This is a genomic window from Paenibacillus sp. GM1FR (assembly GCF_002803315.1).
GTDB lineage: Bacteria > Bacillota > Bacilli > Paenibacillales > Paenibacillaceae > Paenibacillus > Paenibacillus amylolyticus.
Genome location: NZ_MKZL01000013.1, coordinates 80,239 through 104,382 on the forward strand (window position 1 = coordinate 80,239; position 24,144 = coordinate 104,382).

18 protein-coding genes and 1 pseudogene are annotated in these 24,144 nt (G+C 47.4%); 6 read left to right on the forward strand and 13 right to left on the reverse strand.

What is annotated here, in order from left to right; translation table 11 throughout:
* Positions 1-176: 176 nt before the first annotated feature.
* The 7 genes from PAEAM_RS12585 to PAEAM_RS12615 form a co-directional block, all read right to left on the reverse strand.
* The gene (locus tag PAEAM_RS12585; protein ID WP_243391335.1) at positions 177-2,321 is read right to left on the reverse strand and encodes a glycoside hydrolase family 88/105 protein; all 2,145 of its coding nucleotides are present in this window, start codon (positions 2,319-2,321) and stop codon (positions 177-179) included.
* Between the two features lie 90 nt (positions 2,322-2,411).
* Positions 2,412-3,233, reverse strand: a complete 822-nt coding sequence (locus tag PAEAM_RS12590; RefSeq protein ID WP_165789906.1) for a polysaccharide deacetylase family protein — start codon at positions 3,231-3,233, stop codon at positions 2,412-2,414.
* Between the two features lie 16 nt (positions 3,234-3,249).
* Positions 3,250-6,603 carry a glycosyl hydrolase gene (locus PAEAM_RS12595; protein ID WP_100527768.1) on the reverse strand — a complete coding sequence of 1,118 codons (3,354 nt, stop codon included), beginning with the start codon at positions 6,601-6,603 and terminating at the stop codon, positions 3,250-3,252.
* A 20-nt stretch (positions 6,604-6,623) separates the two neighbouring features.
* Positions 6,624-8,129, reverse strand: coding sequence for an extracellular solute-binding protein (locus PAEAM_RS12600; protein ID WP_100527769.1), 1,506 nt, complete (start codon positions 8,127-8,129; stop codon positions 6,624-6,626).
* 18 nt (positions 8,130-8,147) lie between these two features.
* A complete protein-coding gene (locus tag PAEAM_RS12605; protein ID WP_017692544.1) occupies positions 8,148-9,035 on the reverse strand; it encodes a carbohydrate ABC transporter permease in 888 nt (295 codons plus the stop codon).
* Positions 9,036-9,047: 12 nt separating this feature from the next.
* A complete protein-coding gene (locus PAEAM_RS12610) occupies positions 9,048-9,977 on the reverse strand; it encodes an ABC transporter permease (protein WP_026081491.1) in 930 nt (309 codons plus the stop codon).
* Positions 9,978-10,310: 333 nt separating this feature from the next.
* Positions 10,311-12,716 (reverse strand): AraC family transcriptional regulator, encoded by a 2,406-nt coding sequence (locus tag PAEAM_RS12615; protein ID WP_100527770.1) that lies wholly within the window; start codon positions 12,714-12,716, stop codon positions 10,311-10,313.
* Between the two features lie 215 nt (positions 12,717-12,931).
* Between PAEAM_RS12615 and PAEAM_RS12620 the strand changes: the two genes are divergently transcribed.
* From PAEAM_RS12620 to PAEAM_RS12630, 3 genes are all read left to right on the forward strand, one after another.
* The gene (locus PAEAM_RS12620) at positions 12,932-14,287 is read left to right on the forward strand and encodes a dipeptidase (protein ID WP_076253298.1); all 1,356 of its coding nucleotides are present in this window, start codon (positions 12,932-12,934) and stop codon (positions 14,285-14,287) included.
* A 1,058-nt stretch (positions 14,288-15,345) separates the two neighbouring features.
* Entirely contained in the window at positions 15,346-15,981 is a 636-nt protein-coding gene (locus PAEAM_RS12625; RefSeq protein ID WP_243391336.1) for a TetR/AcrR family transcriptional regulator, read from the forward strand.
* A 155-nt stretch (positions 15,982-16,136) separates the two neighbouring features.
* On the forward strand, positions 16,137-17,723 hold the full coding sequence (locus PAEAM_RS12630; RefSeq protein ID WP_100527771.1) for an oleate hydratase: 1,587 nt from the start codon (positions 16,137-16,139) through the stop codon (positions 17,721-17,723).
* A gap of 607 nt (positions 17,724-18,330) precedes the next feature.
* Here the strand turns inward: PAEAM_RS12630 and PAEAM_RS12635 are convergent.
* The 4 genes from PAEAM_RS12635 to PAEAM_RS12650 form a co-directional block, all read right to left on the reverse strand.
* Complete coding sequence (locus PAEAM_RS12635) at positions 18,331-18,702, reverse strand: hypothetical protein (protein ID WP_036605859.1); 372 nt, start codon at positions 18,700-18,702, stop codon at positions 18,331-18,333.
* A 164-nt stretch (positions 18,703-18,866) separates the two neighbouring features.
* Entirely contained in the window at positions 18,867-20,087 is a 1,221-nt protein-coding gene (gene nagA / locus PAEAM_RS12640; protein WP_100527772.1) for an N-acetylglucosamine-6-phosphate deacetylase, read from the reverse strand.
* Positions 20,084-20,812: a glucosamine-6-phosphate deaminase gene (gene nagB / locus PAEAM_RS12645; RefSeq protein WP_100527779.1), complete on the reverse strand. Its 729-nt coding sequence runs from the start codon at positions 20,810-20,812 to the stop codon at positions 20,084-20,086. The genes nagA and nagB overlap by 4 nt, the downstream gene beginning before the upstream one ends.
* Before the next feature lie 9 nt (positions 20,813-20,821).
* A complete protein-coding gene (locus PAEAM_RS12650) occupies positions 20,822-21,685 on the reverse strand; it encodes a MurR/RpiR family transcriptional regulator (RefSeq protein ID WP_100527773.1) in 864 nt (287 codons plus the stop codon).
* 209 nt (positions 21,686-21,894) lie between these two features.
* On the opposite strand from PAEAM_RS12650, the gene PAEAM_RS12655 reads away from it, so the two are divergent.
* A complete protein-coding gene (locus PAEAM_RS12655) occupies positions 21,895-22,146 on the forward strand; it encodes a hypothetical protein (protein WP_243391337.1) in 252 nt (83 codons plus the stop codon).
* A 242-nt stretch (positions 22,147-22,388) separates the two neighbouring features.
* Here the strand turns inward: PAEAM_RS12655 and PAEAM_RS12660 are convergent, their stop codons facing one another.
* Positions 22,389-22,928 (reverse strand): DUF4303 domain-containing protein, encoded by a 540-nt coding sequence (locus PAEAM_RS12660; protein WP_100527774.1) that lies wholly within the window; start codon positions 22,926-22,928, stop codon positions 22,389-22,391.
* A 170-nt stretch (positions 22,929-23,098) separates the two neighbouring features.
* Here PAEAM_RS12660 and PAEAM_RS12665 point away from each other — a divergent pair, with 170 nt between their 5' ends.
* Together PAEAM_RS12665 and PAEAM_RS12670 are read left to right on the forward strand one after the other, a co-directional pair.
* Entirely contained in the window at positions 23,099-23,359 is a 261-nt protein-coding gene (locus PAEAM_RS12665; protein ID WP_036605854.1) for a hypothetical protein, read from the forward strand.
* Entirely contained in the window at positions 23,356-23,745 is a 390-nt protein-coding gene (locus PAEAM_RS12670) for an aspartyl protease family protein (protein ID WP_100527775.1), read from the forward strand. Before PAEAM_RS12665 ends, PAEAM_RS12670 begins: the two co-directional genes overlap by 4 nt.
* Positions 23,746-23,945: 200 nt before the next feature.
* On the opposite strand, the pseudogene PAEAM_RS12675 reads toward PAEAM_RS12670, so the two are convergent.
* A pseudogene (locus tag PAEAM_RS12675) lies at positions 23,946-24,044 on the reverse strand (LuxR C-terminal-related transcriptional regulator); the annotation flags it as partial.
* Positions 24,045-24,144: the final 100 nt, after the last annotated feature.

Genomic DNA, 24,144 nt, shown 5'->3' on the forward strand with positions numbered 1-24,144 from the left:
TCAGTTATTTCTATTATTTGGTGAAGGTAAGTGTATTTATCATTTCTATTATGCAGAGCGGATTCGAAATTGGAAACAAACTAAAAGCGGCAAGCCCGAGGGATTTGCCGCTTTCTTTAGCTGGTAATCTACCTATAGAAGGCTATCCACATACAGCCGTTTCGTTGTGTCAAACATCAGCGCTGCGCGGCTGTAACCGAAGAATTGATATGCGCCTCACGGAGCTGCTGGTTCATTTTATACACTTCAATGCCAGCCAAGAGCACAATGCCGATTCCATGGGTATCGTTCAGATTCCATCCCAGATCATCGCGATAATATAAGGCGGTAAACGAGTACCCGGAACCCCGGCATACCCCGTATATATTGCCTTTATAGTCAATCGACAAACGTGTCATGCCTTCCCATCCTTTGCGCACTGCCTCCAGATAGGGCTCTGGCTGTTCCAGCCAGCCTTCCCGAATACCACGGGCATAGGCGTAGACGAACATCGATGTGCAGGAGGTTTCTTCATATGAATCCGGGCGGTTCAGAACCTGATGCCAAAGCCCATTTTCCCCTTGCAACGCCAAATAACCTTCACTTAAATCACGATAGAACTGTAATAGTTCCGACCGTTTCACATGATCATGTGGCAGGATGGATAACAATTCGGTTAATGAAAATAGCACCCAGCCGTTCCCCCGTCCCCATGGAATACCTGTCGCCCGACCACGCACAAAATCATACACGTGGGACATGATCTGTTGATCGGGAAGATAGAGGTATTTACGGAACATCAGGAACTGATTGATCGCATCATCCCAATACGTCGCATCTCCTGTCAACTGACCATAACGCATCAGAAAAGGTGTACTCATGTACAAGTCATCACACCACATCGTCTCCTGACGCATCTCTCCGCTGCCGCGAACCCGGTAAAAGGCACCATCCTCCAGACGCTCCTGCTCATCCATAATGTAACCTGCAATCCGATCGGCAGTATCTCTTCCCCCACGAATATCGCCGAACTCCATCGCAGCAAGCAGCGTGGACCCAAACGAACCGCAATCATCCAGGCTGTCGATGGCAGACAGCTGATTATTAATCCCTGCCGCACCGTACCCTTCCCGATCCCACAGACCATAGCGGTCAAATGAAGTACTCAGTTCAATATGTTGCCGCACGTACTGAATGTAATCATCCCGTCCCAATTCCTGTCCCGTCTGGAGTAGTCCAAGCAGGGTAACGCCGAGCGGATAATTCCACTTTCCGTAATGTGTATTTTCCAGGTAAGGACGAACATGGGTGTCGGGAAGATCTACACGCCAATACACACCTTTTGCGCCATCATCAAATACGGTATCGGTTCGCACGATATCGTCGTGGGATGGTTCAGCACCAGGAGCAAACACACCCGTGTACAGCCAGGGGTCAGAGCATCCCGCAACCGGATGAGGCGATTTCAGTCTCCAGCCTTTGGAATCCGAGCTCTCGGCATCTTCCAACGTGAATCCCCATGAGCCGCCAACTGCCTGGATTTCACCTTTCGCCACCAGATCGGATGTACCGTAACGGCGAGGAAGTTCAACGCGGAAATTACCGCTGCTTCCAGCAGAGTATACTTCCGTGCCATCCACATACAGAGTCAAGGCTCCATCATGACATCCTTGTAAAATAACTGGCTTTGGTTCTGGCAAGGTTACATCCAATCTGGACCATGCGTAGGCCACAGCGGGCTTTTCTGTACCAAAGATGCGGGCAAAAGAACCCATGCTCTGTTCCTCATCTGTCCAGCCCCTGCGCGGATACCAGGTAAGACCCGTTTCTTCTTCCGTCATGCCGTCACGAGGAAGAGATACTACAGGTTCATCGACGGGTTCCGAATATAACCAGCCCTCCTGACCCTGACGATCTGCCCCAGGAGTGAGGAAGTGCAGCGGGAAATTTTTGAACGAGGCTGTTCCGTAGATACCGCCGAATCCCACTTCTGTTTTGACAAAACATAGCAATACATCATTCCAGCCATAGTTCACGGAAATCGGAATCTGGGTTCTTCGCTCGGGAAATAATTCCTGCAACAACTCAGACTTGAATACCTCTTCACCATTCACGTAGATCGTCACCGGACTATAACAGTTCAGGCCCGTATTTAACGTTGCATTTTGCTCGCTCCATAACTTGCCCCACACATATACGTATTGCCCTGTACGCGCCTCTACGCACTTCTCATTCAGATTCAGGTTGTAACGATAGTCCCCTAGCCTGCGAAAACCTCCCTGATGATAGGCTCTGAACAAAAAGGAATGTTTCGGATGATCACCAATATAACGTTGAGCCACCGTAGTTAATATATCCGGAATTGAATCGTACACCTTGCCTGCAATCGCCTCGTTCTCATGAAAATAACGAATGATCGTCAGCTCCCTTCCTTATACCTTGATTCGTTCGCTTAGCCGCAATGTCTCTCCGCCCTGCACTTCAACAACCTGCTGATCTGCGGTGAACCAAACCGGGATGGCAGACGGATTATGGATGATGGATCGATCAGCCGAACACTCCAATCGTTGCACCGCTTTCCAATAAGCAATCACTTCGATGTTCGTGGCATACCAGATATCGTCCCTGCCGCCAATCTGCTCACCGAACTGTTCGATGATCTCCCAGTTGTCGTTGTCATTGAACTCATAACTGTGACCCCAGACGTAGAATAATAGTGGCGTACCTGTTTTGGAATGTTGGATAAAACGTTTGGCATGCGCCGCCAGATCATGGTTATGATGACACGTCGGATGCCATTCAAGCGACCGATCTGGCAACGTGTATCTGCCATGTGATTCAACGGTACGGGCATAATCAATGCCAAGCCACTCCAGCTTTGTACTTAACGCACGGTCGTACCCTCCGTTGGGATAAGCCATGCCTCGTACCGGATAACCGACGAGCTGCTCCAATGCTTTTCGGTCTTCGATAATCTCTTCGGTCAATAGTTCATTCGGAACATAAGGCAGCGTAGGGTGAGTAACCGTGTGAACGGCTACTTCATGCCCCGTATAAAGTTCAGCGACTTCCCCAGCCTCAATGCGGCCTGGATTACCCAGGGTACCGGAGTTCAGATTAAAGGTTCCCCGCAGACCATACCGATTACAGATTTCCACCAGTCTGCGATCATGCACCACTCCATCGTCATAACTGAGCGTTAACGCTTTCATCACACCACCTGGATAGCGGTCAAACTGAATACGATGTCCCATCCCTGCTACCACTCCTTTATCCGAATTCTTCAACAGGTACATGACCTGCATCCTGTAATCGATGATGTTCTGAATCAAAATACGTACCTTCAAGCAGGCCAATTAATGTGTTAGTGATCCGTACTTCAATGTCGTTGTCTCCCGGACGCAACCAGGAGGCCTCTCCCTTCCAGCGATACGGAGACCAGCATCGTACACCAAGACTCTGTCCGTTCACTCGCACCTCCGTTACATCCTGTACCCACCAATCGCTGAATTCCAGTTCAAATGTGGTCATATCTTCCCCTGGCTCATCCAGCCAGAACGTGCGTTTATAACTCATTTCCCCGGCAAAATGGGGATACAGTGGCTGCGGTTCAAATCCGATACGAAGGGCCGTATCCGACTCCCGCACGAGCGAAGCCATGCCTTCATGATGGAACTCCACGCCGAATCTTCCCTGTAGATACAAGGGATCCACGATGCCATTCTCATCTTTCGTTACCTGCACAATCACCGTCATTTCGTTGAGACCGCTGTGCAGCAGCTCCGTAATGTCACAAGCGATGTTATTGTGATCGGTTATTTCGATTGGATCGAACTGTTCTTTTCCAAGTGGTTGCCCATTAATCTCCATCGACCAAGTGCCCGAAATCGCCACTCTGTCCATAAATAACAAGCATGCAGGCAATGCCGTTCTTAGCTCAAATGTAGTCGTATATCGACATTCGATGGGATAGGCTAAGGATGCTTTTTTCGGTGTGCCAAATACCTGATTAAACTGGACTGGGAGATGCTGCTGCTCCGATAATTCTGCCGCCTGATCAATAAACGGTTTTACAGCTACATGCTGGCTTTCCAGAATCACACCATTAACATTGGAAGCCTGAAGATGGAATTGTCCCATTCGCAAAATGTTAGGCTGCACCGTTTCCAGTCGCCATGGCCCTTCCGAAGGGACCATAATCTTACAGGCCTGATTAGCTCCTGCCAAAACATCCGCTCCGAACGTCGAACCCGTTTTGTCTGTTACATCCACCTTCGTTGTTAATGCCTCTTCCTTCGCAGGTTGTAAAGTAAGACGAACAGCATGCGCTTCATAAGGCGCCAGTGTTAGTGAAATGCACCATTCCCCACCACTACTCGTATACGGCAATGTCTGAAGCTGCCCTGTCTCCAGATCGAGTCGTTCTGCCACCAGACAAGCACCCTCTGTCAGATCCGCTCCATCCCACAGCTGTCTGGCGACCAGCTTCAATTGACCTTTCAGGTCCTGACCCTCCTGATTGGTCAAGAAAACCATGTGCTCTCCATCTGACAATTCACGAGTGTGCATCAGCAGAGATGCACTTTCCTCCTCCATGATCCAGCAGATGGGTTCCGGCAATACCTGATCGAGCAGGAGAGAGATCAGCTCCAGTGAAAAGTCATCTCCTTGCCCTGTTCCTGCGGGTAGAAAATAGGCATTCCCCTCACCCTGATGCCACATGGTTTCACGGTTATCGTGATCTGCTGTCACGCTACGGCCCCAGTACACCTCTTGTGGCTGCTCGCCCGCACCAAAGAATTGGGCAGATTCATCTCCCTCCGGACTTCCCGGCTGAATCGCAATATGCGGAGGCATCCCAACAGAGATGACAGTTCCTCCCTGCCGAACAAATCGCTTCACCTGTTCCCAGGCCGCGGCCTCCAGATTCAGCATCGGTGGGAGAATCAGTACGTCATAACGGGCCACGCCAATCTGAATGATGCCATCCGTTAAGTCAGCTTCAGCCAACAATTCGGGATCAAGGTGATCATAGTCACGTCTGTTTTCGAGCAGATGTGTCGTGATCCTCATCCAGTCCTTCGTCAGGCGCTCCAGTTGTACCCGTTCTGCTTCGTCCTCGCCGCTATACTCAAATCCATGCAGCGGATTACCCATCAGACTCCAGAATGTCGTGGTTGGGTCAAGTACAGCAATTCGAATGTCTGCTGTTCCAGTGCTCATGAGATAGCTCAAACGTCCGGTGTAATCCCCCAACTGCCGGAAATGCTTCCAGTAGGGATTCTGTAAAAATTGAGACGGCGGTGCGTCATGCTTCGCAAGCCCACCAATCGTATAGAAAAAGGCGTGAAAGTTATAGAAATTGGTGCCCATGGCGGCCATTCGATCAATCATCCACTTGGCATCCTGTAGCGTCATGGACCAGCCTACACTGTGAAAACATTCAATCAGATTGCGGCTTCGGCCCAATTGCCGGGCAAGCGAACTGACCATCTTGGGATTGTCACGCATCTTTTGACCATATCGTTCCAGAATCCACGATAAGGATCGTCCGATTTTCTCATGTGCTGAATCACCACCTGGCATATGGCTGAACAACTGGGTCGTCATCCGTACACCAGGCACTTCAGCCGCATACTGGATTCCTGCTTCCTCACACCAATCATGCACCTGTTTGTGATAGGACTCCCGGAGAAGCAGGTGTAGGGACTGATAGTAGTCATACCGAATCCGATGCGCGTCCGGAACATCACCATATAACAGGGCCGGTAGGGAATCGATCAGACTATAACCACAACGCTCTCTGAAATAACGGGGAAGCTGTGGTGACCAGGGGATACAGCCCAGCGGTGCAATCTCATCTGAGAACATACCTTTGATTACGCTTTCAAATTGATCTCCAACCGCTGACTTATAACGCTCATGTGTCAGTTCAATAAAACGACTCATCGCTTCCTTGTGGCAAGGATCAACAAAGTTGCCGTAATATTTGAAATCGTCGATCTCCATTTCTTGAAATATAATCAACTCCCAATCACCCGGGGGAACATCCCACAACAAGCGGAACGCTGTTCGGTAGGTGAAGAACCGCTTGCGGTTATACGATGTGAGTCCAGTCTCCTGATACACCTGATCGGTCTGGATATTGCCGATTTTGCTGTGCAAGTCAATGGATTCATGCCACAACCGTTTGCCCTGTTCATCCTTGGGAATCGCCTTGGCAACCAAGACTCGTCCCCATGGCAACTCCAGATCCACAGCTTCTCCGCCCTGAACCACCAACTGATGATGCACGAGCTCACGCTGCTTCGCTTCAGGGAAATCAAGGGTCACTTCCCCACCAGCCATTCCACTCGGATAGGGATATTCGTCATATAACCATACCTGCATGCCATGATCGGCAGCTGCCTGCACTGCAATCCGAACCTTATCAAACCACGCCTCCGACAGATAGGGAATCTGTAGTCCCTGACGTGGACAGATGAAGAATCCACCTACACCTTGCGTGGCCATCTCAGCCACTTGCCGCTTAATCTGTTCTTCTTCCATATCCCCGTTCCAGAACCAAAAGGGATGGACCCTGTACTGCGCCTCAGGATTTTCAAATGCATCCCCGTTCCACATGTTGCTTTCCTCCCTTCACACTACTTCAGTGCAGCGTACAGTTCATTAACTTCTTTCACATAATCGTCTCCGCCATTATTCTTCCACAGGGCAACAGCATCTTCGAATCCTTTCTCATCAATCTGACCTACGATATATTTGATCCGCGCATCGTTGATGATATTGTCCAGCTGTGGTCCTTTCTGAGCGTAAACATCAGAGATCAGCGGTTCGCCAGGATTGGCAATGACAATCTCTTCGTTGGCTTTCTGCACCTGTGCAACCTTTTCACGGACAGGTGTCTGTTGGACACGAAGCGTTCTGTCTTCCGGCACAAACATCAAAATCTGATTTAATCCTTGCAGGTCCCGGAGCGCAAGCTTGTCAGTGCTCGGTATGATGTAGTCTTCTTTTTTCTCATACTGCTTGCCTTCCAGTCCGTTGTACAACAATGCCTGCAATTCCGGTTCATTCAGCTGATCCAGAAAGCTCAGTACCTTCTTCAGATCTTCTTCCGTTTTGACACTGCTTTTGGAGATCGCAATCAGGCCAGAGTAGCCAGACGTTGGCATATCACGCAATCCCTTTGGACCTTCCATCGCTTGCAGCACATCCACGCGTCCTGTCGCATTGGGGTCTTTATCGAGTATTTTTTGATCCATCCGCTGCGCATTATCTGCTACATCCACCATGACACCGGCTTGCCCATTCACAAATGGATCAGGCAGTTTCGTTGCATCCATCACGGCAAAGTCCTTATTCACCAGACCTTCGCTATAGATTTGCCGGAAAAATTTCAGGGCTTCCATGTATTCTGGTGTCTCATGCGCCGGGATCAGACCTCCGCTACCATCATCTCCCCATTTGTTGGGTGCACCGAACCATACCTGCATGTTATCCCATGGACCCGTGAACTTGCTGGCAACCAGACCGTACGTATCATCCTTGCCGTTACCGTCTGGATCATCCTTCGTGAACGCTCTCAATACATTGTAAAATTCATCAATCGTCTTTGGCTCTTCCAGCCCCAGATTCTCCAGCCAATCTTTGCGGATTGTGACCCCATTACGTCCTAGGGCGCGTGCCCGGTAGATCCCATAGGTTTTGCCATCGATTGACGCATTGTTGGTGATGATTTCATTCATCTGGCTCAGATTCGGATAATCTTTCAGATAAGGACCAAGCTCCCAGAATGCTCCGGTTCGGGCCGCATTAATAAAACTTGGGGACTTCCCTAACACCACCATAATCTGAGGCAGCTTTCCCGAGGCCAGTGTGATGTTGAATTTGTCTTCGTACGAGCTGCTCGGCACCCACTGCAGGTTTACATCCACCTTGGTCAGTTCTTCAAGCTTCTGTATGACCGGGCTGTTCTCCGGCGGATTCTCCGCTTCGAAGTTCGGAAGCATAATGGTAATCTCGTCAGTTCCACCCGCAGCGGTCCCTGAACCTGCTTTGTCCGTGGAGCATGCCCCTAAGATCGTACTAAGTACCAGTGACGCAGAGAGTAGCAGTGCACCTTTTTTGAATCCCGTTTTTTGTCCCATACGTTCTCCCCCTTGGCTTTAACCTTTGATTGAACCTAACATGACACCTTTGGCAAAATGCTTCTGCAAAAACGGATACACCAGCAAAATCGGAATGGTACCTACAACGATCACCGCCATTTTGATTGACTGCTCTGGTGGCTGCACAAAATTGGGGTCCATGTTAGCCATATCTCCGACACTGGCTTGCGAAAGTAACACGATCTGTCTCAGCATGACTTGCAGCGGCCATTTGTCACTGTCGGAAATGTACAGAAGTGCCGAGAAAAAATTGTTCCAGTGGCCTACGGCGTAGAACAAGGCAAACGTGGCAATGACTGGCTTTGATAAAGGCAGAACAATTCGCCACAGCACCCCGAGATCTGAACAGCCGTCGATGCGGGCCGCTTCCTCCAGCCCGGGCGGCATTTGCTGAAAAAAGTTTTTGACAACTATTAAGTTAAAAGCGCTGATCGCGCCAGGAAGCATAAGGGCCCAGTAAGAATCGAGCAGTCCCAGTCCACGAATGACGAGGTACGTTGGAATCATGCCACCACCAAATAACATCGAGAAAATCACCATGTTCATCATGACGTTACGGCCCCAGAAGTCACTTCTGGATAATGGATAGGCCATCGTTAGGGTGAAGAACAGATTGACCAGTGTACCTGCCACCGTGATGAAAATGGAAACACCAATGCTACGAAAGATCGTGGACGAGGAGAAAATATACTCATACGCACTGAAGGAAAACACCTTCGGAATGAGGAAAAAACTGCGTTCGGTGATCTCGGCTTCCGTTGCGAAAGAATTCCCTATAATATACAGGAACGGAAGGACGGTTAATATGCCCAGAATCCCCAGCATGACGTAATTGAAGATATCAAATACCTTGCCGGCAGGGCTGTTGTATAGACGGCTGTTCATGGGCGCTCCTCCTTAATAAATTCCGGGATGGCCGAATTTTTTCGCAAGTTTATTGCTGCCAAGCACCAGAATAATCCCCACCACAGACTTGAATAGTCCCACAGCGGTACTGTAACTGAATGCACCTTGCGTAATCCCCACCGTGTACACATACGTATCAAATACATCTGCGACATCCCGGTTGAGGGAGTTGGTCATCAGATAGATCTGCTCAAATCCGGTATCGAGGAAGTTCCCCAGTCTGAGAATGAGCAAAATGACTATGGTCGTACGAATGGCTGGAAGCGTGATATGCCACATCCGCCGTAACCGTCCTGCACCATCCACAATGGAGGCTTCATATTGTTCCGTATCGACACCTGCGAGGGCTGCCAAGAAAATAATTGTGCCCCATCCCATCTCCTTCCACATCATCTGAACAATAATGAGCGGGCGGAACGAACCCGGGCTGGAGAGTACATCAATGGGCTTGCCTGTAATCCAGGCGATCAGGTCGTATAACACCCCGCCCTGTGGGGTCAGGAACACGTACGTGATACTGGCGATAATAACCATGGATACAAAATGGGGTACATAGACCAGCGTTTGAATCGTTCTTTTGAAGAAAGCGACCCGAATTTCATTTAATAACAAAGCGATAATGATTGGTGCCGGGAAAAAGAAGATGAGATCATACAGGGCAAGGACCAGCGTATTACGTAATAGTCGGAAGAAGTCCGGATTGGAGAAAAAGTTCGTAAAGTTCTCTAGCCCTACCCAGTTACTCTCCCGGATGCCCAGAAAAGGCTGGTAGTCCTGAAAGGCAATGATGATCCCCCACATGGGCAAGTATTTAAAGATGACAAAGTACAAAAAGCCGGGAAGCACAAGCACATATAACCACTTGTTTCGTTTGATCTGCCTTTTCCAATTGGACTCCTGTTTTAATGGTCTTGTTGCCATATCCGCTTGAGCAGTTGCAGTGCCGTTGGTATTCCAGTCCGTCTTCCCGTTCATCATGTCTCCCCTCCCTCAAAGATGTAAGCGTTATCAATTCATCTGTTATTCAGACTATACAGCCGATCTTTTTCCGGCAACCTTCATTTTTTGCATCACTACGGCATGATGTTCGGAAAGCCCGCTATAACGCCATTTTCACAAGAAATTGCACATAACGTAGCAGGTAGAATTGCACATTTTTGCAGGTTTATCCTTCTTTGTATCACGGTAAAAAAAAGAAAAAACCGACATCCGTTAAAGCTGAATGCCGGGCTGAACTGACAAAGATATAAAAGGTTATTGTCCAAACCATTGATCGCGATACTGACTCGGGGTAACTCCCTCCTGTTTCTTGAAAATCCGATTAAAGTAACTATGCTGATATCCCACAGCCGCCGCAACATCATTGATTTTCATCGTTGTCTCCCGTAACAATTGCTTCGCCGCATCCATTCTCACACGTGTCAGATAATCAATAAAATTGATGCCCGATACCTGTTTGAATGCCTTGCTCAGTGCATAGGGTGTCATCTGCTCCTCGTCAGCACAATTCTCCAGCGAAATGTCGCTGCGGTAATGTGTATCGATGTACAACATCGTTCGTTCCACCACCAGTTTCAGCGGTTCCTGCGATCGTACCTCAACCTCTTGTATATAAGGTATGAGTACCTCATTCATCATCCATTGCTTCATCTGTACAGGTTCACGAATACCGGATAGTTGCTCATACATGTTGTAACCACCAAACAGCTTATAAGGTGTGACACCCGTTTGCAGCATCATGTGCTGAATACTGCCGAGCAATTGAAGCATCATTTGCTGAACTTGGAATTCGGTACTGCCCGTCCGCGTAATCTCACTCATGAATTGTTCCAGCACACGTTCCGCTTCGGTTTGTTTGCCCAGCCTGACCGCCTGTAACAATTCCCGTTCCAGCCCAAGCGGATAGGAAGCTGCTTCATTTCTGCGGAAACACGCCTCATCCTCCAGATCGAGAATCTGACTTCCTTCCTCCACACTGCGATAAGCCACGGCCTGTTCCATCTCGACGAATCGTCCGGGCAGTTCCTGAAGTGAAGCTGCCGGGCGACTGACCATCAAGGTCACCTTCATTTTGAGCGTACGTCCAATGACCTCCACCAGTTCCCGTCCCCATAACAGCGCTTGTGATTTCACAGGTTCGTCCTGGGGAGCAATCACAAGCATGGCGGAAGACAGGTCATGAAAGTTCATGACACTGATCTGTCTGAAATAATTTTTCGCCACTTCCTGAGTGATATTCACTGCTGCAAAGGTGACTAATCCCGTGTCCTGGCTTCCAAATCTGCCTTGCAGCTGCTCATACCCCGTATAATACATCTGCACCAGCAAAAACTGCTGGCCCTCCAGTTCAAAGCCAAGATTACGCATCCGCTGCTGGAGATCCTGCTCGTTATAGGCATATAGGTGCCCCTGTACAAGTTGTAAGACAAAACTGTCGCGCAGATGGGGAAGCTGTTCCTGCAATTGGCGATGTGCTGTGACACTGCGGGAGGTCAATTCGTTCCACTGTTGCTCCAGCAGCTTAAACTCGTCCAGCTTGGCATCCGTTAGTGTTGTTTCGTTTCTGCCAGGCGTAAGCAGATGCAGCATCCGTGCTACAGGCGAATAGATGCGGCGGGAAGCAAACCAGGATAACAACAATCCCAGGATGAGACTGCCTGCACTCGCAATGACGATGATTTTGGATACCAGTTTGACTGGCGAAGTGACTGAGGTCAAAGGTGCTGCGGAGACATAAGTCCAGTCTGAATCGATCCGACTCAATGAGCCATATGAGACAGAATAGGTCTGATCCTCATATCGGAACAGGAATGAGCGGCTGCCCGTATGCAGGGCTACTTCTTCTTTTAGCTGCTGCTCAAAAGCAGAAGTCTCTCCCGCCGTTCCCGGATTCCCGGTAACCAGTGTGTTTCCTTCCTGATCCATAAGGAACGTTAACCCTTCGTCGTATGGAGTAAGCGTTTTCAACAAACTGGCGACTTTTTCGTTATCCAGCGTGATGATCAGTGCACCAAACGGATTAATGCTCTCCCCCGGTATCTTATGTACTAGAACCAGTGCATTGCCTGCATCCGTATGCAGTGGACTATCGTTGGTCGAAGGTTCGGTATCACTGTTGATGCTGGAAATCCAATCTGTCCAGTACACGTGGTTCCCCATGGAAAGGTATCGATCATAGGCTTGTACTTTCGCTTCATCGTTCAATTCGGTATAATCCCGATTAAACAAGATTGGCTTCGGTTCCTGCAAATACAGCTGTGCTGACTTGATCAGTGGATGAGAACCTTGTAATACGTATAAGGTAGTCACAATCTCCTGCGTTTCATTAAAATAATACACAAAATCCAGCGTTCGCAGTGCATTGCCAAACCTCGGTTCAAAAGCCCAATGGGATAAGTTCATCTCCAGATAAGCCAGCTGGTCATCCACATTGCGTGCCCGGTTCTCAATCTGGTTCTGGTGCATCTGATTGAACTCGGTTTCCATCCGGCCAACAACCTGTTGATACATGACGATACCTGTGATTAGTCCGGGAATGCTGGCAATGAGTAAAATAAGCATGAGGCTGTTTCGATAAAATCGTCCTTTATGCCTTCCAGCCTTCAAATCGGATAACCGCTTGAATCTGCCAAATATTCGATCGCTCCTAGTCGGTTCCATCGCTGCTCACCTGCCTGCTTGCATCGAGTCTGACTGTCATGGAAACTTCCTCAACTCCCCTGAGAATATATGGATGAAATCCTTTTCTTGTATTATACGCACAATCCTCAGGTGAATGAAACGATCTGTAACCGATCATTTTTTTAACCAATGTTTTATTAACATGACAAAATGGATTACAATGAGATATAGCAAACATGAAGGAGGCCTTTTTAATGAAAGAACAGACTTATTTTGAACAAAATAGAGAAAAACACCTGGCAGAACTGAATGAATGGTTGTCCATTCCAAGTATCTCTGCCATTTCAGAGCATAAAGAGGATATTAATCGTGCAGCACAATGGGCAGCAGATGCGCTCACACGTGCAGGCATGGAAAACGTAGAGGTCATTCAAACGGCTGGACATCCGATTGTCTATGCAGATCACCTGCATGCACCCGGCAAACCAACGGCTCTGATCTATGGACACTATGATGTACAACCTGTTGATCCGCTTAACCTGTGGGAGACACCTCCTTTTGAACCTACCGTTCGTGATGGCAAGCTGTATGCCCGTGGTGCAACGGATGACAAAGGACAGATCTTCCTACATATCAAGGCAGTAGAAGCCATTCTCGCCGAAAACAAAGAACTGCCAGTTAACATCAAGTTCTGCATTGAAGGCGAAGAGGAAATCTCCAGCCCGAACTTGCCCATCTATCTGAATGAACATACAGACAAGCTGCGTGCAGACATGATACTAATCTCGGATACGTCCTTGCTTGAAAAAGGTAAACCGGCGATCTCTACAGGCCTGCGCGGCCTTTGCTCGCTTCACGTAGATCTGAACACAGCCAATACCGACTTGCACTCCGGTTCATTTGGTGGTGGTGTACCTAACGCACTGCACGCACTCGTATCCCTGCTCGCTTCGTTGCATGATGAGCAAGGCCGTGTAAGTGTAGATGGTTTCTACGACGGCGTACTGCCACTGTCTCCTGAGATGAGAGAAGAATTTGTGAAACAAGGCTTCAATGAAGAACAGCTTCGTCAAGACCTTGGGCTGGAGCAATTGTACGGCGAAGAAGGTTACTCGTTCGTGGAACGTGTAGGCGCTCGTCCAACATTGGAACTCAACGGCGTATGGGGTGGTTTCCAGGGCGAAGGCAGCAAAACGGTTATTCCGAAGGAAGCTCATGCCAAAATTACGTGCCGTCTCGTGGCGGATCAAGATCCACAACATGTATTGGATCGTATCGAAGCACATCTGCGTGCTCACGTTCAACCAGGTGCAACGCTGCATGTGAAACAGATCGAGAAAGCTTTTGCTTTCAACACCGATCCTTCCAATCCAATTCTGCAAAAAGCAGCAGATGCGTATGAGCACGTGTATGGCGTTCGTGCCCTCTTTACCAAAGATGGCGGCTCCATTCCGATTGTTGAGAAACTCTCACGTGTACTCGAAATCCCTGCTGTTATGATGGGCTTTGGCTTGCCGGATGAGAACCTTCATGCACCGAACGAGCACTTCAACCTGGAGAACTTTGATAAAGGGTTGTTGACGATTGTTCAGTTTTTGAAGAGTTTGTAATAGTTAGGGCTCATCGTGTTAAAACCAGTTCATGAGGGCGTGCTGAGTGGACGTTCCGGGGCCGAATCGTTCTTTAGATCGCTGTTATCGTCGAATTTTTTTGGATTCCCCTTCTCAAAGGGTAAAATCCGACGATAAAGGCGAACGCTCCGCTTCTTCAGAATCGATTTCGTCCCCTTCACTACGTTGCAGCTTCTCGCATGACTGATTTTAGGATTGAGCCTAACTATTGAATGGTTAGTGTAATGGGGAGAACAAAAGGACGGCCTTCGGGTCGTCTTTTTTGTTATTTATTTTGTTTCTTTGGTTTTTTGATTTTGTTTCTTGTTTCTTGTTTCTTGTTTCTTGTTTCTTGTTTCTTGTTTCTTGTTTCTTTGGTTCTTTGGTTCTTTGGTTCTTTGGTGAAATTGTAGTTTTTTTGATGGCTGCTTTTTATTATGGAGACGATGAAGACTTACTTTTAAATGGGTTAGTGTATTAGAGCTAACAACATGGTGACCTTATAGGCCGTTTCTTTGGATTTTGTCGCGATCGTTACGTTGTAGCCTTATCGCGGCTGCTTCGAAGGATTGGGTCTCACTTTGATGGGTTAGTGTGATAGATTACCTTAACGATGGGCTACTGAACACTTTTTCGATTTTTTTCTCGATCATTTCGTTATCGTTGTTCCTATGACTGATTTTATAGACGTAGTCTCAGTTTTAATGGTTTAGTGTATGGGAGATAACATACGCGACGGCTTATCGGCCGTTTTTTTAGATTGATCGGTATCCTTCACTAGGTTTCAGCTTTTACCCTGACTGGGCTACTTTATTGTGACTGGTTTTAGACGACGGCTAACTTTTAAGGGTTTTGATAGAGATAACTCAAGCGTTGGCCTTTGGAGTTTTGTTTGAATCGATTGATATTCAGTACTTAGAATGAACCTTATGGAGTATGATGTGGATCGGGTAACGAAGATGTTGATAGCTAAAGGGGTTTTGTGGATGGGAGGGTCTTTCGGGATTCCTGCATTTTGACTTGTTTGTGCTTAGCGACTTCGGCGCGGGGCTTTTGCCATGAGTGTTTACGTGCTGTTGCGCCCCGGCAAGCTAATCCAAAATGATGAGGTGAATGTTGTGTCTGCTTCTCACCTGACCAAAAATGCGCTGGCTCACTCGCTTAAATCACTGATGGAGCATACTCCACTGAACAAAATTACGGTCAAACATCTGGTTGATCATTGCGGCGTGAACAGGCAAACCTTTTATTATCATTTTCAGGATATTTACGCGCTGCTTGGGTGGATCTATCAGACTGAAGCGGTGGAGAGTCTTACGGAGTACCGAAGCTACAGCACATGGACGGACGGATTCTATAAAATCTTTTGTTACATCGAGAACAACAAAACGTTCTGCTGCAACACACTCAACTCGCTCGGGCATACCCACCTGGATGTATACCTCTATGAAGTAACCCATGATCTGATCATGGGTGTTATTGATGAGCTGGCCTGTGGGATTAAGGTCTGCGGTGAAGACAAAGAGTTTGTCGCCAACTTTTATACCCTGGCTTTCACCGGGCTGATCATTCAATGGATGAGGGGCAACATGCAAGAACCGCCAAAACAGATTATTGAGAAGCTCAGTGAGCTAATCGAAGGCAATGTCCTGAGAGCACTGCACAGGTATGAGAATAAGCTGCCATCCACTTAAGGATGCGCGGCTTTTTTCACATGTGATCTATGCCTAGGTTTTAGACACTTTACTACAAGTGACCAAAAAATGGACACTCCCGTTCTTTTAATCATACCTTACGGGACCTGCAAGGTTTACATTAGGGATGTGATTACAGTAACTTTTGGAGGCGAATGATCGTGAAGAAAGAACATGGTAATAAACAGGTCTATTTTGTAGGCGGCGGCATTGCATCTTTGGCGGGTGCAGCTTATCTGGTTAGAGATTGTGACTTTCCCGGAGAACATATTCACATTATCGAAGAAATGCCGATTCTCGGCGGCAGCAATGACGGTGCTGGTAATCCCGATCAAGGATATATCATCCGCGGCGGACGGATGCTCAATGACGAGGCCTATGAGAATCTGTGGGAGTTGCTGGCTTCCATCCCTTCCATCGACCGTCCGGGCATATCTGTCCGACAGGAAATCACCGAATTTGACGATGCCAATCCCACACATTCCAATGCACGGCTCATTAACCGTGACGGTAAGGTCGAAGATGTGCTCTCCATGGGTTTTGATATGGCGGACCGGTTGGCGATGGGCAAACTGATTATTACTCCTGAAGACACGCTGGGTAAATTGCGAATCAACGACTGGTTTGGCCCTCACTTTTTCAAAACGAACTTCTGGTATATGTGGGCGACCACCTTCGCTTTCCAGCCTTGGCACAGCGCCGTGGAATTCAAAAGATACATGCTTCGCTTTTTTCACGAATTCCCAAGAATTCAGACGCTGGAAGGTGTCACCCGCACACCGTTCAACCAATATGACTCGATAATCCTGCCATTGCATAACTACCTGGAACCGTTTGGCGTAGATTTCACACTGAAATGCACAGTTACTGATCTGGATTTCAAAGAGGGCGACGGCATTACAGTAAGTCGGATGCATGTGCTCAGGGGAGGTGAAGAGGAAGTCATTGACCTCCTCGAAGGTGATCTCGTCATTGTCACAAACGGTTCGATGACCGAAGGGGCCGATATCGGCTCCATGACTTCCGCACCGAAACTGAACGGCAAGGGCAGCTCATGGAAGCTGTGGGAGAACATTGCCGCCAAGAAACCGTTGCTGGGCAATCCTTCTTCATTTAATGATCATGTGGATGAGTCCAAATGGGAATCGTTTACGGTCACCTTCCAGGATTCGGTCTTCTTTGATCTGATGGAGAAATTCACACGCAACCGGGCAGGTACCGGTGCTCTGGTTACTTTCAAGGATTCCAGCTGGTTCATGTCTGTCGTTCTCGCCTTCCAGCCGCACTTCCGTGGTCAGCCGGAGCATGTCAACGTATTCTGGGGATACGGATTATCCCGGGATAACGTGGGCGATTACGTGAAGAAAAGAATGTGCGACTGTACCGGGGAAGAGATTATGCAGGAGTTGATCGGCCATCTTCATTTCCAGGAACATCAAGAGGAGATCATGAATACCGCCAACTGCATTCCATGCATGATGCCTTACATTACAGCGCAATTCATGCCTAGACTGAACAGCGACAGACCGAAGGTTGTACCTGAAGGCTCCACCAATCTGGCCTTCATCAGCCAATTCTGCGAAATTCCCGATGACGTGGTATTCACAGAAGAATATTCGGTCCGAGCAGCACGAATCGCGGTATACACTTTACTTGGAGAAAATCGTCCAATTGAGCCGATCAACCAGTATCAGTATGATGTCCGGACGCTGTTCAGCAGTTTTGTGACTTCGTTTAGATGACCACTTTTCATGAGGATTCAGACATTAGATGAATGAAGGAATGTTGGATGGATCTGTGGATAGGGATAGATCTTTGGAGATATCTATAGAATTCGGTGAGTAACTTTGTGATCTTTAGGAAGCTTTGTTATCTTAATTCTACGGATAGTGCCAAGTTAGTAAGATATGAGTTACTACATGAGTCAACTTCAGAAGCTTGTATCCCCGTTGAACGAGTTAATGAGTGAATATGGTTGTTGCTGAACTGATTAGTCGTTGTATAAAGAAAATAGAGAGAGTTCAGTCAGCTATGACAGGACTCTCTCTTTCGTTTACTCGTGTACTATCTAAGTCCAACCCATAGCTTTCATCGAGATTGCCAACTGTCGTCTAAAGAACCTCACAAACCTTATTACTTGAAATTTCGCAGGTTTGAAAATCTAACGAATCGTAGACACTTTATTTGTGCTGTAAGCATGTTTGGGTAGCAGAATATCACTAAATTGTACTAAATAGCGTATCTGAGATTCGTTACATTTTCTATGACTGCCAAATCATTGGAATAAGGCTTCACAGATTCGTTAGCGCTACTCACGCCGCTTATTACAGCCTACATATCACACTTCGCTTAAGTGCGGAATGTTGTGAACTTCAGCATGTGCACTAGCTTGGATAAATGTGTGATCTCCTGCTGGACTCCAGAGGTGTCCGTACCTGTCATTGCCTGATTTGCTCGCAGCGTTCTACGTGTATTCAGCATACCCTCGATCAGTTTCATGACTGTGTTGCGTCCACGATGATCCACAATCATATACTTTTTGCGTGCATCCAGCTCTACCCATACGATGTTGCTGAATGATGTGAACAGATGCCTGCGGTACAGCTCCATATCGGTCTCATTGTAATGCTCGCCATAAAAGGCATAATATCCGTGTATGTGCAACTTCTCCGCCAGCACTGTGATGAACGGATCATGTTCGAGCATAGCGTTACGTTCCATGTTTCACGCCTCCGTTATGCGTGATCCGCAGATCCCGTCTTTTTGAGATCTATTTTAACATATTGTGCAAGGTGTTGCCTCTACACAGATAAAAGCCAAGTTTTAACTCCGAAGACTGATGCATCACAATTGAGAGTTATTAGCACGATACTAATTTTCTATATCTAATATGACTCGCCGATCCGTCTGCCCTTGACCCACACACCCTCAATATCCAGCTCCGCATTCAGTAAAACGATATCTGCCTGCTTGCCTTGAGCCAGGGAACCTGTCCGGTGATCAATACCCAGCAGGCGTGCCGGGGTCAGACTTGCTGCACGTGATGCAGCGTTCAGGCTCATGCCCACTTCCTGTACCAGGTAACGGAAACCACGTATCATCGTCAGTGTGCTTCCCGCCAGTGCGCCGCCGTCCTTAAGTCTGGCCTCGCCATGCTTCACAATTACGGGCAGGTCGCCGATTTTGTACTCCCCATCATCCAATCCCGTAGCAGACATAGCATCTGTAATCAACACGAGTTGATCATCATGTTGCTTCAGCTGAGAGAGGATCGAGATCGCCGCAGGGTGTACGTGAGTACCATCGGCAATCACCTCAGCACTGATGCGCGGATCACTCAGCACGGCTCCGGCAGCCCCGGGTAGCCGATGATGCAACGGTGTCATGGCATTGAATGTATGTACCGCATGATGCAGTCCGGCTTCCACTGCCCGCTCCACCTCTTCATAGGTCGCATCTGTATGGCCGAGTGCCGCTGTAATCCGTTGTTCTCGCAGCCATGAAATGACTTCCAGCGCGCCTTCACGTTCCGGTGCTAATGTAACTTGACGGACCAGGCCAGGATATTGCTTCTCCCATGCTTCGAGCCAAGAAACATCAGGCAGAATGATGTGTTCTGGATTTTGCGCGCCAGGCCATTTCGGACTAAAAAACGGACCTTCCAGGTGCACACCCTCAAGCTGTGCATATGGCATTTCACTCGAACGATAGCGGTCGACTTCAGCAAGTACGCTGTCCAGGCGCTCTTTCGGAGCCGTCATGGAAGTCGCAAGCATCGCTGTGGTCCCCTGCGTACTATGGAAAGAAGTGATCTTGTCCAACACCTCCGGGCTTGCGTCCATAAAGTCTTCTCCGTTCCCACCATGCACATGGATATCAATGAATCCAGGCACAATGAGACCACGTTCTGGTACTGACAGCGGCGAAGCCTCGCTCCGAATCCGTTCAGGAAGACCTTCCGGTATCCCGACATAGAGGATTTTCCCATCCCTCCAGGCTATTACACCGTCTTCCAATATTTCATCTGCAAGGAGCAGCTTGCCCCGAAGAAGCGAAATATTTTCATCACGCTGGCTCCCACTAACACGGCTATTCTCCTCGGTCATCTCACCAGCCTCCCAGCCGCACGGTCTAGCAATACCACCACATTCGGATGACATTGCAAAAGCGATGCAGGACAGGCCGTTGTGATTGGCCCCATGAAGGCTTCCCGGATAATCTCGGCTTTTTCCTCTCCACGGGCAATGAGCAGAATCTGTTTGGCTTTTAAAATGGTACCGACACCCATTGTAATCGCCTGAGCCGGAACCTCATCGATGCTGTCGAAGAAGCGTGCGTTTGCCTTTCGCGTCTCGTCTTTCAGATCCACGACATGCGTTCGTCCTGTAAGTTCAGTTCCCGGTTCATTGAAGCCAATATGACCATTATGTCCAATACCCAACAGTTGAAGGTCTACCGGTCCACGATCGTCCAGCCGTTGTTCATAGGAATTACATTCCTGTTCCAGATCTGCAGCCTGACCATCAGGCACTTGCGTTCTAGCAATATCTACATCGATATGATTGAATAATTGTTCGTTCATGAAACTGCGGTAACTTTCGCGATGTTCTGTTGGAAGTCCAACATACTCATCCAGATTAAAAGAAGAAGCCTGTGAAAAGCTGACAAGCCCCTTCTGATATAACGTGATAAGCTGTTTATATATGCCTACAGGAGAACTTCCTGTAGCAAGCCCCAATACAGCCCGTGGTTTGGTCTGCAACAAGCTGGCAATGAGGCCAGCACCTGTGGCGTTCAAATCTTCTTCATTTTCAAAAATGCGTATATTCATCTTCATCTGTCAGGCACCTCCGTTGTGTTGGACTCGATAAGATTGCACATTGTGATAGGATTGTTCCAGTCTGGGGATAAAACGGTCAAAGTCGGCACTTACCATGCCTGTGAACAAAATATCGACCACATGCAGGAGTGCAATACGGGAAGCCATATCTCCACGCCTCATGCCTTCTTCCAGAGAGGACGTAAAGAGTGGGATATCGGATACAGTTGCAAGCTTGTTACTGCCATAGGAAGTCAGTGAAATCGTAGAAGCTCCGGCCTGTTTGGCACAATGCAGGGCATCGATGGTCTCTGGTGTTTCGCCTGAATAGGATACGGCCATCGCCACATCTCCCTCGGCGAGCGAAGATGCGGATGTAATCTGCATGTGTGAGTCGGAGAAAGCCGTACAGCTCTTGCCGATCCGCACCAGTTTCTGATAGAAATCCTGTGTAACAATCGAAGAGGTGGCCACACCGTACAGGTCGATGCGGCGAGCCTGGCACAATAATTGAACGGCTTGCTCCAATCTGCCCAAATCCAGCAAACGGGTGGTATCTGCAATAGACGCGAGGTGGTTGGCTTCGATAGCTTCAACAATTTTGGATAGGGAATTGCCCGCTACAATATCCTGATACGCCGTTTCATCGGATGCGTGGGACAATTCTGCGGCGAGTTTCATTTTGAAATCGGGAAAACCTTTGAAATGAAACGACTTGCAAAAGCGGGTTACCGTCGCCGCACTTGTGCCACTCCGCTCTGCCAGATGACTAATCGTCCAGCCGGGAATGTCCGATGGAGATTGCATAATGACTTCGGCAATACGTCGCTCCTGAGCCGGAAGGTTATTCAGTTCTTGCTGCAACGCACGTAATATGGCTGCCATGAGGACCTCGCTTTATGAAAATTATTTTTATTTATTTTTAATAAATTAAGAAAATCATTTTTATAACTTTATTCTAATCAAGACGATCCTGCAAATCAAGAGGAATTTAACATGACTTTTGCAATGATCTGAGCGTGTATAGACCCTCACCTGCTTGATACGCATAGTTGATGTCCTTTATATTGAGAATCGAGAGGGGTGCAATTCTAATGAATCGAAGACAACAGGAAAAGCTCATTCCTTCCATCTGGATTATGGCTTCCAAACAAACAGAAGGACACGCCTATTATGCCCTCTATGCTATCGACTGGAAACGCGGAGGTCGGCTGAGTTGGGAAGGCTGGAATCAGCTCGAAGACCTGCTGCAATTTCATATTCCGATCAAACGAAAAGCCGGAGGCCGAAAATCTTCTTCCCAGCCTGCCGCCAAAATTGCGAAAAAGAACTCCATCTTCATCTGAACGAAGCAGAGTTCGAGGAATTGGAGCAGCTCTTTTATCAGTCTTTTTCGAAGAAAAGATGGAGAAGTTTCATTCAAATGAATAGGAATCTATAAGTGATAAACTATTATGGATTCGGTTGTTTCATTTTTTCACGCTAAAACAAAAAAAGCCTCTTCCCTTCTTTGGATAAAGAATAGGAAAGACTTTCGCGGTACAACGATTCAATTCATTTTGATTCAATTTAACTAAGTTAGCTCGTTCTAATTGATGCCATCATATCGTTTTAAGAACTTACTGGCTAAGCTGGGGACAGTCATTTGATGGACCGATTGATTTTCAATTTCCTCCGCCAGATCATCATCTGTGAGAGAAACGAAAAACGTAATGTCTGCTTTGGTTTGTCCATATCGGGCGAAAACGTCATCTGCTGTCTCATTCACAACTTTGGCGATGATTCGAATGATCTCATCCTTATACTTCTGGACATCTTCTGTTGCATACAACAATCGACTGATGTGGTTAAAGTGTGTATCCTCGCCATATTGATATTCGGAGCAGCCCCATCTGTAATAGATCTCGTCCTCCTCACTATCACATAGCCCTTGCTCTTTCATACTCACAATATGCCTAGCCAGGGATTCCTCTGTATTTACCGCCATGAACAGCGTTACCCAATCACTGTCTGTTCCAAAGGCACAAGCATATACTTTCTCGTGCTCTACCTTAGCCAGCGTTTGTTCCAGATCGGGTAGAAAACCCGCTCGAAATTGGTTTTCAAATTCATTTAAGAAACCGTCCATTTAGCTCATCCTTTCATTATCAATGTAGATTAAGATTCAATTGGTTCATAATATATAGGTCTCTCAATAACTACAAGGTACCACATAATTACAAATAACGTGCTTACTTCCTACACCCTTAAACAACTATGCTATAATAAAAATACGACTATCCAAGCGAGGTGACGCCGATGAAATGGGGAGAGATTACTGAATTACACCCAGATCGTTTTGTGCTTGTGGAAGCAATCAAGGCAAGTTCCAGCAACCGTGTCCGTCAACTAGAGGATATAGCGGTTATTCAAAACTATGATAATCCTCAAGAAGCCTGGAGCGGTTATAAAGAACTGCACAAGCTCCATCCGACACGCGAGTTATATGTATTTCATACGAGCAGAAGCGATGTTGAGGTTGTAGAGGAATTTTTCTCAGGAGTGCGGCAACGAACATGAAACTACAACTACAGCAAGGCTTACCTATCGTATCCTTGACCATAAGCCACAATGAACAAACTATCATTTTGCATAATATTTTATTTGATACAGGCTGTGCAGCAACTGTGTTTGATACCGATGCATTAGCTGCAGTAGGTATACAGATTGATTTTATTAATGGACGAGCTAAGCGAATGTATGGGGTAGGTGGAACGAGCGAAATCTGCTATGAACAGCACATTCCCAATCTTCATATTGAGCATATTACTTTGACTGATTTTCCAATTCAACTTGGTTCAATTCAAGAACCTTATGGTTTTGACGGAATCATTGGCATTGATTTTATGATGAGAGCCTCATGCAAAGTCGACTTTGAATTAATGGATGTTCAATTTTCAACATAAGCCATGTAATGATAACCTTTGATGGTTGTCGTTGCGTGGCTTATTTTTGTACACCATGGTTGGGTGACTCAATCCCGGAACAGCGGATCATCTGATGTAACAAACTATAAACCACAGCAAAAAAGCCTTGCCCCATTCTTCATGACAAAGAATAGAGAAAGGCTTTCATGCTGCTACTTAATCCTAACTGTAATTCGCAACTAAATCTTCAGTTCTCCAAGCTTAATCAGCTCGACAACTGCCTGCGAACGACCCTTAACATTGAGTTTCTGCATCACATTCGAAATATGGTTTGAAACACACAAAAAACTATAGCGTACCCAATACGGAATGAATCTCAACATTGTTTGCTTTATCAACTGTAATGTTTGAAACTAATTTTTTCAGGATCAAGTTTAC

Excerpts from the sequence above, each read along its gene's own strand:
- PAEAM_RS12620 (WP_076253298.1), top strand. The coding sequence starts at position 12,932 with ATGAAAGAACAGACTTATTTTGAACAAAATAGAGAAAAACACCTGGCA.
- nagA (WP_100527772.1), bottom strand. The coding sequence starts at position 20,087 with ATGACCGAGGAGAATAGCCGTGTTAGTGGGAGCCAGCGTGATGAAAAT.
- PAEAM_RS12605 (WP_017692544.1), bottom strand. The coding sequence starts at position 9,035 with ATGAACAGCCGTCTATACAACAGCCCTGCCGGCAAGGTATTTGATATC.
- PAEAM_RS12610 (WP_026081491.1), bottom strand. The coding sequence starts at position 9,977 with ATGGCAACAAGACCATTAAAACAGGAGTCCAATTGGAAAAGGCAGATC.
- PAEAM_RS12665 (WP_036605854.1), top strand. The coding sequence starts at position 23,099 with ATGAAATGGGGAGAGATTACTGAATTACACCCAGATCGTTTTGTGCTT.
- PAEAM_RS12660 (WP_100527774.1), bottom strand. The coding sequence starts at position 22,928 with ATGGACGGTTTCTTAAATGAATTTGAAAACCAATTTCGAGCGGGTTTT.
- PAEAM_RS12615 (WP_100527770.1), bottom strand. The coding sequence starts at position 12,716 with ATGGAACCGACTAGGAGCGATCGAATATTTGGCAGATTCAAGCGGTTA.
- PAEAM_RS12635 (WP_036605859.1), bottom strand. The coding sequence starts at position 18,702 with ATGGAACGTAACGCTATGCTCGAACATGATCCGTTCATCACAGTGCTG.
- PAEAM_RS12670 (WP_100527775.1), top strand. The coding sequence starts at position 23,356 with ATGAAACTACAACTACAGCAAGGCTTACCTATCGTATCCTTGACCATA.
- PAEAM_RS12630 (WP_100527771.1), top strand. The coding sequence starts at position 16,137 with ATGATCGTGAAGAAAGAACATGGTAATAAACAGGTCTATTTTGTAGGC.
- PAEAM_RS12600 (WP_100527769.1), bottom strand. The coding sequence starts at position 8,129 with ATGGGACAAAAAACGGGATTCAAAAAAGGTGCACTGCTACTCTCTGCG.
- PAEAM_RS12595 (WP_100527768.1), bottom strand. The coding sequence starts at position 6,603 with ATGTGGAACGGGGATGCATTTGAAAATCCTGAGGCGCAGTACAGGGTC.
- PAEAM_RS12625 (WP_243391336.1), top strand. The coding sequence starts at position 15,346 with ATGAGTGTTTACGTGCTGTTGCGCCCCGGCAAGCTAATCCAAAATGAT.
- PAEAM_RS12590 (WP_165789906.1), bottom strand. The coding sequence starts at position 3,233 with ATGGGACATCGTATTCAGTTTGACCGCTATCCAGGTGGTGTGATGAAA.
- nagB (WP_100527779.1), bottom strand. The coding sequence starts at position 20,812 with ATGAATATACGCATTTTTGAAAATGAAGAAGATTTGAACGCCACAGGT.
- PAEAM_RS12655 (WP_243391337.1), top strand. The coding sequence starts at position 21,895 with ATGAATCGAAGACAACAGGAAAAGCTCATTCCTTCCATCTGGATTATG.
- PAEAM_RS12650 (WP_100527773.1), bottom strand. The coding sequence starts at position 21,685 with ATGGCAGCCATATTACGTGCGTTGCAGCAAGAACTGAATAACCTTCCG.